Below are 12,278 nucleotides of genomic sequence, written 5' to 3' on the forward strand. Positions count from 1 at the left end.
AAAAACTTCGCGTTAGCATGCTTTTCTAGCATCAAACTACGAATCTTTTTGTTTAGGTGTAACCAATCTCCGGCTTTAATGTTCATGCTCTCCACTCCTATAAATTGATAACCTCACGACCATTTTTACTCACTAAATCCACAGCATATAAGTACAATTCTTTTTGTCGCTCAAGTTGCTGGATACGAATAATCGAGTTTTGCATGTCATGACCACGATCAGCAGCTAGTTGATAACGTCCAACTTTTGTATGGAGTGCAACTTCTTTTACTAAGTCATCCACACACAATTTTTCTTTAGTGATTTGAGTTTCGATTTGTTTTAAAGGATCCATGTGTACATACCTCCTATAAACATCGGGACAGTCGTCATCATTTGAGATGCCGTATTTACTAAATCAACTCCGAATAATATAAATGCAGCCTGTGCCTCTGAGTTCGTTACTTGAACCCACCTCATAAAAGTTTCTATATCAACCACTTTTCGACCCAGTTCGTATTTACTGATATGTGATTGGGTCATTTCTAACTGGTCCGCAACCTCCTCCTGTGTCATATCAGCATCCTTACGGAATTTTTGTAGTAATTTCCCGTAGTCAATAGATGGGAACAATTTCATATTTATTTCCTCCTGCATAATTCGTAGTCCATTTTGGACTATAGTCGATGATGGATTGTCATTTTATTAAATAATTGGATAAAATAAGTTCATAAGCAATTTAAATTGCTTAAATTAAGAGGTAGTTGCCCCTACCTCTCGATTTTTACTAGATTGGTAGTTTGTTGAGGCCATTTGCCCTGGCCTCTCCTATATTGCCCTTAATTTAGGATTTATCGCTTGTGCTATTGTTGAATTTTCGCGTATCCATTTAAAAACTAAATCTCTTGGATAATGTGCTTGAATATGGGGGAAAATCGGAAATGTACCTATTTTCACCAAATCATAAATCTTTGCTATTTTACATTGAAATATTTTACATAAATCATCATTAGTTAAGATTTCTGGATACTCTTGAACATGAGTTTTCCAGAATTGTTCGTTTTCTTCCCTAACAACCATTCGGATTTTTTCTAGTAACTCCATTTCATAATCTGGATGGAACATAACTATGCACCTAACCCTTCTACTTTAATTTTGTGAGTAATAGCCATCTCTTTCACAATAGCTAAGTAGATTTCGACTAACTTAGGGTCATCAGCAATAACATCAATCTTTTTAAATTTTTCAATCTTTGCTTTTGAAATGATTCCGTTAGATAGAGCTTCTCTTTTACGATTTTCCAATCGAATATTTAAACGACAATGACCTCGTTTTTCTAATAACTCATAACTTTCATTTCGGACCAGGCGATACTGTTCACCACCACCACGAGCTAAAGCAATTTTGTTCAGAATGACATTAGCTTTGTCCTTCCATTCATTTGGATTGAGTGAAACAATTTGAGTAATATTTTCTTGTTGAGCTTCTAAGTAAGTTGTACGTTGTTCTACAGCATTTAAACGACGTTCTTGTTCCACACCTTGTTGAGCAATCATGGCGATGATTTCAGCTTGGGTAGGTTGCGGCATTATGAAATTTTCTTTCTGCTGTTCTTCCATTTCGTTAAATCTTTCAATGTATTTAACAGCAAATTGAGTTCCCTTTTCGCCAGTCATGCGAGTGCCATATAATTCGCAACCCTTTTTAGTTAATAAGAAGCAAGGTTGCTGTTTGTTTTGGCTATTTGTGTAAGTTGATTCGATAAAATAGGACTCGTAATTTTTAACGTCTCCTGAGGACGAGGGATTTTTCCCTTCTCCTAAATGACCAATGATTCGACGAATATCTTTTAGCACTTCATAATGTTCACGCCCAACCATTTCAGCAACTTCTATACTTGAAATATTTCTTGATAATTGATTCATGATAAAACCTCCTGTGTTTTAAAATTATTTGGTTTAAGGATTTTACACAGCACTTTTTGCTTCGCTGTCAATTAGTTCTGTAGCAAGTAAGCCAACGCTAATTTCTAATCCAAGAGGTTTTGTAAGTTTAACTAGAGTTTCAATAGTTGGATTAGATTTTAAATTCTCAATGTTCGAAATATGTTTTTTACTAACACCACTTTTTTCAGATAGTTCATCAAGGGTAATACCCTTAGAAATACGTGTAGCTTTTATTTGCTTAATCAGTTTATGAAGCATGAGGTTCACCTCCTTGTTTAAATAATAAACCTATAAGTTAACTATTGTCAAACTATTTTTCACCATAAGGTTAATTTTTTTTTTAAAAAAGGTTTTCTATCCATGCTATCATTAACGTATAGGTTAATAATGTTGATAGATAGGTGATGAAAAATGATAGATATAGGTAATCGAATAAAAGAAATAAGATTAGCAAAGTCCATAAGTGCTAAAGAATTAGCCATATCTTTAGATGTTTCACCTAGTTTTATTTCAGCTATTGAAAAAGGAACTAAAAAAGTATCTATTGAAAACTTATACAAGCTCTGTGAAACAATGAATATTAGTATGTCGGACTTTTTCAAGACAGATACTGATCTTGAACCAGAGTTGATACAGTGGCTTGAAATCGGGAAAGACCTAACTGATGACCAACGCCTGTCTCTAATTTCTGCTATTAAGTCGTTGAAAGAGTGAAAAAGCTTTCTCTGCTGACAGGTTTTATTTGTTGGCAGAGTATGACTTCATCTAAGCAAGTTTTTTTACACCTTTATTAAGCGTATCGCTTAATTTCTTATCAAAAAAATTTATAACATCAACTTCTAAGATATTCGCAATAAGTTCTAACTTATTTACGTCTAATACTGTCTCACCTTTCGAGACCTTAGAATACCATTGAGGTGTATGACCGCAAGACCTAGCTATATGAGATTTTGTTACACCTTTTCTTATACGAATTTCTTCGATTTTCAAATAAACAGTAGACATAAAAAGCACCTCCTTAAAACTATTAAATTAAACGTTTCGTTTAACTTAAATATAGTATAAATTAAACGAAACGTTAAAGTCAACACAGAATATAAAAATATTAAACTTATCGTTTAATCTAGTTTAACCATACGTTTAATTAAGCTATATTAAAACAAAGAGGTGAGAGAAAATGGCTTTAGGAGAAAGATTGAAAAAAGCTAGAAATGACAAAGGGCTTACTCAAATAGAAGCAGCAAAAAAATTAGGTGTAACAAATGGAGCGTTATCTGGGTATGAGAGGAATTATAGAGATCCTGATACAAATATGTTGAAAGAAATGGCTGAGTTGTATGAGGTATCACTTGATTACCTTGTTGGGAATAAATTTAGCATCAACGAAGTAGGTTTGTCACAAAAAGATGAGCGTGATATAGCTAAACGTATGAACGAATTACGCGAGGATTTATCAACTGCTACAGGTTTGTTATTCGAGGGAGAACCTATGAGTGACGAAGCTAGAGAATCTTTATTAGAGGCTATGGAGTTTGGTGTACGACTTGCGAAGAAAAACAACAAAAAGTTTACACCAAAGAAATATCGTAATAACGAAGAAGAATAAATATGATTCGAGGGGTTGCGGATGGGATGGATCAAAAAGAAAGTTGAGTATTTATATGAGAAATATAATACTAGAAATCCATTTACATTAGCGAAATGTTTAAAAATAGAAATTTTTTATTGGGATTTACCTCCTGATATAAAAGGGTTCTATCAATATGAAAAACGTAATCGTTTTATTTTTATTAATAGTAAGTTAAGTGTTGAAGAACAACTCGTTGTTTGCGCTCATGAACTTGGTCATGCAATTTTACATACTAAATTAAATACTCCTTTTATGAGAGCCAATACTCTGTTCTCTATTGATAAGATTGAAATACAAGCAAATACATTTGCAGCATACCTATTGATTCCGGATGAAAATTTGTTTGAATCATATGATAGCATGACACTTTATGATATAGCTTCCTTATATAATGTTCCAATAAAACTAGCGGAACTGAAATTTAAGGGGCTATTTTAAAACCAAACAAAAGAACATACATTCTTATTCAGGAGGAGATTACATGGCTTCAATCCAAAAATATAAATTAAAAGATGGCAAAGACCGTTGGATGTATGTAATCGAAAATGGTACAAATCCGATTACTGGAAAAAGAGAAAGAATTGTAAAACGAGGATTTTTAAAAGAAAAAGAGGCTATAAAAGCTGCTAGAGACATGGAATATGAAATAGAAAAGTGGAATTTGGATTTAAAGACTAAATTGACTTTTAAAGAGCTTATTGATGAATGGTTAAAGTATTACAAAACTTCAGGTGTGAAAAAAAATACAATCCGAATACGTATCTATGAATGCGATAAATTACTAGAAAGTTTTTCAAATATTAAAGTAAAAGAGATAAGTCAAGTTCAATACCAACGTTTTTTAAACGAATTAAATAAAGAATTTACCATCAATACCCTTTCTGGCATTCACGGAACTGCTAGAATGATTTTTAAGTATGCTAAAGAATTGGGTGTCATACATACTGACCCTACTGAATTTGCAAAAATGCCAAAAAAAATTAAAACCGTTGAGGAGATTGAAAACGACAACATTAATGATGTGTATTTTGAAAAACAGGAGTTAAAGGAATACTTAGATGCAGCAAAAAAACATGGCAATAAGGATGATTATATTATCTTTAATATGTTAGCATGGACTGGTATGAGATTAGGAGAATTATTAGCTTTAAAATGGAGTGATGTTGACTTTAAGAATCGAACTATTTCAATTACAAAGACATTGTATAATGCTAATAACAATTTATTGGCATTTGAATTAACAACACCAAAAACAAACGGATCTATAAGAACTATTGATATTGAACCAGAATTAATTGAGTTATTGAAGAGTCATCACCTATTACAAAAACAAATTAAACTTTCTTTTGGTACAAAATATAACGATTTTGATTTTGTCATTGCTAAAATTAAATCACCTAATTTAGGATACCCATATTATTTAAAGTTAGTAAATATTCGAATGCAAGCTATATTGAAACATACTAAAATAATAAAACATTTAACTCCTCATTCATTCAGACACACTCATACATCACTTTTAGCTGAAGTAAATGTTCCTTTAGAATTAATTATGGAACGATTAGGTCATGAAACAGATAAAACAACTACAAAAGTGTATTTACACATTACTAAGGAAAGGAAAAAAGAAGCTTCACAAAAATTTGGTGAATTGATGAGAAAGCTTTAAAAAATCCATTTTTAAAATTCTCGGCATCATTTTGGCATCATTCAGGTGAATTACATGTATAAAACATTAATATTACTAGGGTTTTAAAGATTTGTTACATCATAACCATCGTAATACCAAGTGAAACGAAACTAAATATAGTAGAAATGTACAAGATAGTAGAATGATAAGAAAGAAAAATAAAGGCTATATTTCCACCTAAAATAAGACTAAACCCTGCTATTGCTAATAATCTTCCACCTAATCTATCAAAAATTTTCCCTGCAATTGGAGAGAAAATGCCCATGACTAGTGCTCCTGGCAGTAGCATCAACCCTGTTTCTAATGCTGTTAACTCACGAACATTCTGTATATAGAATGTGAGTAGTATTTGTGAACCAACCATTAACGAATAAACCAGAAATGATAAAATTGTTGATAAGGTAAAAATCTTGGATTGAAAAACTCTAAATTCTAGAATTGGTTTATCTAGCTTTAATTGTCTTTGTATAAATTGCCAAAGTGAAATAGTACCAATACCTAGAGAAATCCATACCTTGAGATTATCAAGGCCCTTAGATCCAGCAATACTAAACGCATAAAGTAATCCCCCCCAGCCAAATGAGGAATAGACAACAGATAATACATCCAATTGACCTTGTTGTTTCTCAGTAACATTTCGCATAAAGAAAATTACAATTAAAATAATGATTATTGATATCGGAAACATCGTATAAAATAAATACCGCCAGGAGAAATGTTCGATAAGCCAACCTGCAAGTGTCGGTCCTACTGCAGGCGCAAAACCTGTTACCAGTCCTGCTATCCCCATGATGGTGCCACGTTTTTCTTTTGGATAAATTGTTATAATAATTGTTTGCATCATTGGCATAATAATACCTGCACCACCTGCTTGTATGACACGGGCAAGAAGCAAAGTTATAAAATTAGGTGCGAAACCACCAATTAATGTCCCCACACTAAATAAAACAAGCCCTGTTATTAATAACATTCGATTGGAAAATCTACCAATGAGATAGGCAGTAATCGGTATTAAAATACCATTTGTTAACAAATAGATAGTTGTTAACCATTGAGCTTGATTGGCATCAATTTGAAAATCAGCCATTATAGGAGGCATAGCAATCATTAATAAGGTTTGATTCAATATTGATATAAATGCCGCTGATAATAAAATGGCAACGATCCATTTATGCTTATACGTGGATATATTCATTACGTCCTCCTTTTTGTTAGTCACGACTAACATTTTTAACTAAAAAAAATAGGGTTAGTTTTGTACCCCATTTAAAAATGTGTCTACTACATTTTTAATATATATTGCTTCTTGATTTTGCAAAAAATGATCGTCCCATAAAGCAATCGAAACAAAAAAACCAAATAATGATGTTAAAAAAGTAATTGCTTGCTGCTGAGTATCAAATGGTCTTAGCTTCCCACTATTGATTTGATTTTCAAAATAATTCGCTAGTAAATTTTGCAATTTTTGAGTATTCTGTTTAGAAATCTCATCCATCAATTGAGGCAGCGTTCCTCTTTCTTGCACAGCAATTAAAAACAATGGCTTATTTTTATTCATAAAATGCAAATAAACTTCAGAAATTTTCTTCAAATCCTCTTCAATATCTCCCATTAACTCACTAGTAAAGAAGTTCTCAAAATATGGTACATACGAATATTCTTTCACAATTTCTTGTAAAATCTCAAACTTTGTATTGAATTTTCTAAAGACAGTCATTTCACTACAGCCAGCCTTGTCTGCAATTTCTTTCACTGTGATATTTTGATAGCCTTTAGCAGACATCATTTCACAGGCTGCTTGTAAAATCCTTTGTTTGGTAAGCCTCGTCATCTCATCCTCCCTAATAATGTTAGTCATCACTAACAATATATAAAGTTACGGTATGGATGTCAATAGAGTGGCCAATAGCGTAAATGATTGATTGTCCCTTCGATAGATATTTCGACGTTTGGATGGGATAGAAAGAATTAATTATGTCCATTCATGCTTCAAAGCTTTTCATTAAACATAACCTAATATTTGGGCTAAACGCTGAGATTAAGATTTGTTTCCATCGTTGAACGTTTTCAACAACCAATATTTCCAAGAGAATACCGTCTGGTTCATTCTTTGTAACATAAGTGTTCAATATCATTAAATTCAAACCATTTTGGACGCTTAAAGTAGCCTCTTTTTTGTAATCCCTGTTAGTCAATTTTAATCAACTTTCATTACATTTACAGCCATTTTAATTTTGTGCAATTAAAGCATTAACCCCTCCTTCATCGCTCCTACTATTTTGAGAACATGGTTTTCGAGTTATGGGCTATTCAAAAAAACTTTGTCTAATCCAACATTTTTTCATTTGCGTTAATTAATAGATATTGGGAAAAAACGTTGCTATAGACCCACATGGAGTATGACTGTTATCATAAATTCATACTCATTAGGAGGTATTTCAATGTGAATTCTTCAAAAATCGCCTTTTTATCAGTTATTAGTAATTCTGCTATTGTTATTTTAAAAATTATTGTTGGTTTGTTCACAGGATCAGTGGCAATTTTATCAGAGGCAATCCATTCATTTCTAGATTTGCTTGCTTCTTTAATTGCCTTTTTCTCTGTCAGAATCTCCAATAAACCAGCAGATAAAGAGCACCCATACGGTCATGGTAAGGTTGAAAATATTTCTGGAACGATTGAAACTCTTTTAATTTTTGTTGCAGGAATTTGGATTATTTATGAATGTATTCATAAAATTATTGCACCTACCCCAATAAAACTTCCAATATTAGGTATACTCGTCATGGTATTAGGCGCCATAATTAATATTTTTGTATCAAGAATTGTGTATAGAACTGCTAAAAACACTAATTCTGTCGCAATGAAATCAAATGCACTTCATTTACTGACAGATGTCTATACTTCATTAGGAGTTGCCTTGAGCTTATTAATTGTCCATTTAACTGGGTGGTATATTTTAGATCCTATTATTGGTATAGTTTTAGCATGTTTTATTATGATAGAGGCTATTAAAATGATGAAAGAAGCATTCCCTCCGTTATTGGATGCTAGATTGTCAAATGAAGAGGAAAGAGAAATTATACAAATTATTGAAACATTTAAAGATGAATATATTGAGTATCATGATTTCAGAACAAGACGATCAGGTGCTGAAGAATATATCGATTTTCATTTAGTAGTAGAATCGCAAAATAGCATAGAAAAAGTTCATAATCTATGCGATCGTATAGAAGAAAGGATTAAAAATATCTTTCAGAATGCCAATATTCTTATTCATTTAGAGCCTGAAAATGAAAGAATAAACTAAATTAATGACTCGCCTAAAATAAAACCTTGGATTGGTGTAATCTAAATATGTGAATGTATTTTCTAATTACCATCCTCTCCACAATTACAGTAATTTATACTTACATCCAATGGGCCTGAAGTAGTAAACTCTCACCTCGCCCATTGTCTTTTTTTATACATTGCTGTCCCATAATACAAAGCCAAACCCGAGTGGATATGACCTTTAGATAGAGGAAAAAGCCCATTATTTTTTATCATCTTTTTCAAGTCGCCCCACATAACAAAAAGAACAACCCTGTTTTATTCGAGGGCACTGAAAAACTAAAAAAATTCACTTTTTTATATTAGAATTTTGTCTTTTGTTGGATTTGAAAACTTAAAAAAGTCGATTTGCATCACAATTTTTGTGGCAAATCGACTTTTTCAGTGCCCTGTTTTATTCCTAAATGTTTTTTAATTGGATGAATACCTCTTAAATTTTCTACAACTTTACATATTATAGATCATAAAAAGGAGGGATACTTTATGGGATACTATGGTAATGTAGGAGGCATAAATAACAACTGCTATTATGACGGCAACAGCGGTTATAACGGCTCAACATTCGTCCTAATTGTTGTTTTATTTATTCTTCTAATTATTGTCGGCGCATCTTTCATGTATTAATCTAAAAAGCCTTTTATGATGTATTTTATCTAAAAAGTCTCCGTTGCTAGAATTAAATAATGTGTAAAAGCTTATCAAGCTTTACACCACCTCACGACAAGGTCACTTTTACATGAGTGACCTTTTTTCATTAAACCTCTTGATATATAACTAAGCTATTAATTTTTATAAATATATTTAGTAAGTAGATCATTGTAGTGGTTCATTTTAACAAGCATTCTTATTAAATTGAAAAGAGGGAAGTTAATTATTGTTGGTACTAGTTTCGTAAGAGCTTATTAATAATACTCAATAACGTCTTGAATATTATCGACCATCACACTAAATGGACCATTTTTTCACTGGATAAAAAGTAAATTCATAAAATTATGCAAAAAAATAAACCTAAGTCAGAGTGATAAACATCCAGCCAGTTAAATAGTAAGTTGGTAGTTAAAAAAGAGTGATTTGTATTTCTTCTTGTTCATGACTAATTAGGACTTCTTGAGTATCTATATAAAAAATGCAGTCATCTATCGTTGAAGATTCTTCATCAAAAATAAGAAATCCTTGTTTTACATATTCCATACAAGCCAAAACAACATCCATATAAATATAAGGTCTTTGCAATCTACCTCTAGAAATTCGCTTATCCTCATCATAATAGGTTCTAATTAGATGACTAATTTCAGTAGAACTCGTGACCCCATTCTTTACTAGACAATAAGCAATTTCTTTTAATGTTGGATGGATAGGAAGCTGATTATTCACAATTTCCACTAACCTTTGTTCCCTATTTTGTTGTTCATTTTTTTCTTGTTGAAGTCGCTCATCAATTAGCAGGCTCACCTTCTCATAAATTTTCAGATGATCTACGTTTAACGATGCTTTCGGTCTGCTCTTTTCCTGATCTCGAATTATTTTCAAAAGCCACCTAAGCTGTCTATTTAATAAAGGTACCTTATAATCTATATGTTCCTGTATGTCCGATGGTATATTGATTTTGTTAGAAAGTTCATCTAAAATTTGATATCCGTAGTCTTTAATTCTTATTTTTCTTAATATTTCATCTAGTTCATAATCAATTACCATTAATCCATACACAACTTCATTTATATCTCTTACCTGTAAGTTTAGAAAGTCCACAAGATGAACCTTCCCATATGTAATAGTTTTTAAAGTCTTAGAATGTTGCACAGTAAATTCGTATCTCAAAGAACGACCGCATGCACATTTCCCCACTTGATTTCTGAATCCGTAGTCATGGTATTTAATAATCTTCCAATCAGCAGCATTTTGCTCATCCTCTAATAAAACAATTTCATCTGTCGATTTGATTGCACTAACCTTTTCAGATAGCATAAAATTTTCGAAAATTGTTTCCCTACCCCGTTTTAATTTTTGTACTAAAAAATTTCTCTGTTCTTCTGTAACAAAAGATAATAAAAAATTTCTTTCTTCTTGTGAAAGAGGTTCTAACAACAAAATCAATCCTCCTCATGTATAACTTATCGCGTTCTTAATATTACCATAAATGCTAGCATCGTTTTCTCTAGATTTTCCATATAAAAATGTCTGCCTATAACGAAAAGCAGACATTTTATATGCTGGTAATGATTTTTTCACTTCGAGGTACCTTTTATAGCTTTGGTAACTTTCCTATTGAAGCATTTGTCTCGCTTATGGCGAAAAATAATTGTGATTGTTCGCACCATTGGTAACTTGATCACGTCCAACCATTCTAAGTGAAGCTATCCTTTAAGATTTAAAATTTTTCAATTGAAATATCTGCATTAATTGTTATTGCTACTTGAATTCCCGTTGCTTCTGAAAGAACAATTTCTGTTGGAGCAGGCTGAGCAGCATCACCCGCTGCATATACATTTTTTTCTGATGTTCTTCCGAAATGATCAACAACGATTAACCCATGTTCATCTAAATCACAAGAAAATCCTTGACCAATGGTATTTGTTGTATAAGTAGATGGGGTAATAAAGCCTGCTTCTCGCTCAATTTCTAACCCATTTTGAAAGGCGACACTACATAATATCCCATTATGCCCTTTTATTTTTTTAATCTTATCGACAATCACATCTATCCCTTTATTTTCCAGTTCTCTCTTTTCATTTTCCTTTATTTCATGACCGTTTGTTGCCACGACTAAATCATTTGATAAGTTAAAAATTATTTTAGCTGTTCGTGCAACATCACCAGTTTCATTTATATAAATCAATTTTTTATCCTTTAATTCCCATCCATAGCCATATGGTGAAGTGAAAATACTCTTATTATAATATTGCTTAATATTAGGGATATCTGTCTGTATTTCAGTACCATCTGTCAAAAGGAGTTTCTCAGCAAAAAAGCTCTGGCCATCTTCTGTATAAATTTTAAAAAGCTTATTGTCAGATTGTTTAATAGCCCTAACATTTTGACTGACGATTGATTGAATAGTTGGATATTGATTTAATTTTTCTTTTGCTGCTTGCATGAATTCAATGGCCGCATTTCCATTTCTTGAAATACTCTCTTGCAGCTCGAATGCAAGGTGTTCATTCTTTGTATCGAACAATGCGACTGAGCGATTCGCTCTACCTAACAATAATGCTGCATTTAATCCTGCTGGTCCTCCACCAATAATTGCACATTCAAAAATTCCCATCTTTTTTCCTCCTGTTTTTACGACGAATCAAACTCCAATAATTTGCTTTAGGTTTTCTAAAGGAATATATCCAACAATTGGTTCATGTAATTTATTATGAATAATCAAACGTGAATGAGGGATCCCAAGAACCTGATATTCCGCTGCAATCTCTGGACTTTTGTCAACATTCACCCTTAAAATTTTCACCTTATCACTGTACCCTTCATTAAGTTGATTAAGAACCATCCCGAACATTTTACATGGGCTACACCACTCCGCCCAAAAATTTATAATTACAATTTTTTTAGTTTTTAGGTGTTCTCCTAATTCTTGCTTTGTTGTTACATGAGCAATTGACATAATTTTTCCTCCTTCATGAAAATTAAAATTTTAAAGATATAATATGCTTTAATTGTTATTTGCTTGAACCTACAATCCCCCCTCTCAACAAAC

17 protein-coding genes are annotated in these 12,278 nt (G+C 32.1%); 6 read left to right on the top strand and 11 right to left on the bottom strand.

Going from position 1 to position 12,278, the window contains the following annotated elements; translation table 11 throughout:
- Positions 1-97 precede the first annotated feature (97 nt).
- The 5 genes from AC1RNS_RS20480 to AC1RNS_RS20500 form a co-directional block, all read right to left on the bottom strand.
- The gene (locus AC1RNS_RS20480; protein WP_492995358.1) at positions 98-334 is read right to left on the bottom strand and encodes a hypothetical protein; all 237 of its coding nucleotides are present in this window, start codon (positions 332-334) and stop codon (positions 98-100) included.
- Positions 322-618, bottom strand: coding sequence for a helix-turn-helix domain-containing protein (locus AC1RNS_RS20485; RefSeq protein ID WP_492995360.1), 297 nt, complete (start codon positions 616-618; stop codon positions 322-324). The genes AC1RNS_RS20480 and AC1RNS_RS20485 overlap by 13 nt, the downstream gene beginning before the upstream one ends.
- Before the next feature lie 189 nt (positions 619-807).
- Entirely contained in the window at positions 808-1,104 is a 297-nt protein-coding gene (locus AC1RNS_RS20490; protein ID WP_492995362.1) for a hypothetical protein, read from the bottom strand.
- A 2-nt stretch (positions 1,105-1,106) separates the two neighbouring features.
- Positions 1,107-1,904 (bottom strand): Rha family transcriptional regulator, encoded by a 798-nt coding sequence (locus AC1RNS_RS20495; RefSeq protein ID WP_492995364.1) that lies wholly within the window; start codon positions 1,902-1,904, stop codon positions 1,107-1,109.
- A gap of 42 nt (positions 1,905-1,946) precedes the next feature.
- Entirely contained in the window at positions 1,947-2,183 is a 237-nt protein-coding gene (locus AC1RNS_RS20500; RefSeq protein WP_492995365.1) for a helix-turn-helix domain-containing protein, read from the bottom strand.
- A 153-nt stretch (positions 2,184-2,336) separates the two neighbouring features.
- Here AC1RNS_RS20500 and AC1RNS_RS20505 point away from each other — a divergent pair, with 153 nt between their 5' ends.
- Positions 2,337-2,639, top strand: a complete 303-nt coding sequence (locus AC1RNS_RS20505; protein WP_492995367.1) for a helix-turn-helix domain-containing protein — start codon at positions 2,337-2,339, stop codon at positions 2,637-2,639.
- Between the two features lie 51 nt (positions 2,640-2,690).
- On the opposite strand, the gene AC1RNS_RS20510 is transcribed toward AC1RNS_RS20505, so the two are convergent.
- Positions 2,691-2,930 carry a helix-turn-helix domain-containing protein gene (locus tag AC1RNS_RS20510; protein WP_492995368.1) on the bottom strand — a complete coding sequence of 80 codons (240 nt, stop codon included), beginning with the start codon at positions 2,928-2,930 and terminating at the stop codon, positions 2,691-2,693.
- Between the two features lie 172 nt (positions 2,931-3,102).
- On the opposite strand from AC1RNS_RS20510, the gene AC1RNS_RS20515 reads away from it, so the two are divergent.
- Genes AC1RNS_RS20515 through AC1RNS_RS20525 form a run of 3 tightly spaced genes read left to right on the top strand, consistent with a single transcriptional unit; the run spans position 3,103 to position 5,224 of the window.
- Positions 3,103-3,531, top strand: a complete 429-nt coding sequence (locus AC1RNS_RS20515; protein ID WP_492995369.1) for a helix-turn-helix domain-containing protein — start codon at positions 3,103-3,105, stop codon at positions 3,529-3,531.
- A 21-nt stretch (positions 3,532-3,552) separates the two neighbouring features.
- A complete protein-coding gene (locus AC1RNS_RS20520) occupies positions 3,553-3,993 on the top strand; it encodes an ImmA/IrrE family metallo-endopeptidase (protein WP_492995371.1) in 441 nt (146 codons plus the stop codon).
- Between the two features lie 43 nt (positions 3,994-4,036).
- Positions 4,037-5,224 (top strand): site-specific integrase, encoded by a 1,188-nt coding sequence (locus AC1RNS_RS20525; RefSeq protein WP_492995373.1) that lies wholly within the window; start codon positions 4,037-4,039, stop codon positions 5,222-5,224.
- A gap of 94 nt (positions 5,225-5,318) precedes the next feature.
- On the opposite strand, the gene AC1RNS_RS20530 is transcribed toward AC1RNS_RS20525, so the two are convergent.
- Together AC1RNS_RS20530 and AC1RNS_RS20535 are read right to left on the bottom strand one after the other, a co-directional pair.
- Positions 5,319-6,440 carry a DHA2 family efflux MFS transporter permease subunit gene (locus tag AC1RNS_RS20530; RefSeq protein ID WP_492995375.1) on the bottom strand — a complete coding sequence of 374 codons (1,122 nt, stop codon included), beginning with the start codon at positions 6,438-6,440 and terminating at the stop codon, positions 5,319-5,321.
- A gap of 54 nt (positions 6,441-6,494) precedes the next feature.
- A complete protein-coding gene (locus AC1RNS_RS20535; protein ID WP_492995377.1) occupies positions 6,495-7,076 on the bottom strand; it encodes a TetR/AcrR family transcriptional regulator in 582 nt (193 codons plus the stop codon).
- A 561-nt stretch (positions 7,077-7,637) separates the two neighbouring features.
- Between AC1RNS_RS20535 and AC1RNS_RS20540 the strand changes: the two genes are divergently transcribed.
- Together AC1RNS_RS20540 and AC1RNS_RS20545 are read left to right on the top strand one after the other, a co-directional pair.
- Positions 7,638-8,555: a cation diffusion facilitator family transporter gene (locus AC1RNS_RS20540; protein WP_492995379.1), complete on the top strand. Its 918-nt coding sequence runs from the start codon at positions 7,638-7,640 to the stop codon at positions 8,553-8,555.
- 506 nt (positions 8,556-9,061) lie between these two features.
- Positions 9,062-9,202, top strand: a complete 141-nt coding sequence (locus AC1RNS_RS20545; RefSeq protein ID WP_492995381.1) for a YjcZ family sporulation protein — start codon at positions 9,062-9,064, stop codon at positions 9,200-9,202.
- Between the two features lie 432 nt (positions 9,203-9,634).
- Here the strand turns inward: AC1RNS_RS20545 and AC1RNS_RS20550 are convergent, their stop codons facing one another.
- From AC1RNS_RS20550 to AC1RNS_RS20560, 3 genes are all read right to left on the bottom strand, one after another.
- On the bottom strand, positions 9,635-10,666 hold the full coding sequence (locus tag AC1RNS_RS20550; RefSeq protein ID WP_492995383.1) for a hypothetical protein: 1,032 nt from the start codon (positions 10,664-10,666) through the stop codon (positions 9,635-9,637).
- Between the two features lie 280 nt (positions 10,667-10,946).
- Entirely contained in the window at positions 10,947-11,843 is an 897-nt protein-coding gene (locus tag AC1RNS_RS20555; RefSeq protein WP_492995385.1) for an NAD(P)/FAD-dependent oxidoreductase, read from the bottom strand.
- A 27-nt stretch (positions 11,844-11,870) separates the two neighbouring features.
- Positions 11,871-12,185 (bottom strand): thioredoxin family protein, encoded by a 315-nt coding sequence (locus AC1RNS_RS20560; RefSeq protein ID WP_492995386.1) that lies wholly within the window; start codon positions 12,183-12,185, stop codon positions 11,871-11,873.
- Positions 12,186-12,278: the final 93 nt, after the last annotated feature.

It is taken from the genome of Lysinibacillus sp. GW821-FHT14F06, from assembly GCF_058803665.1.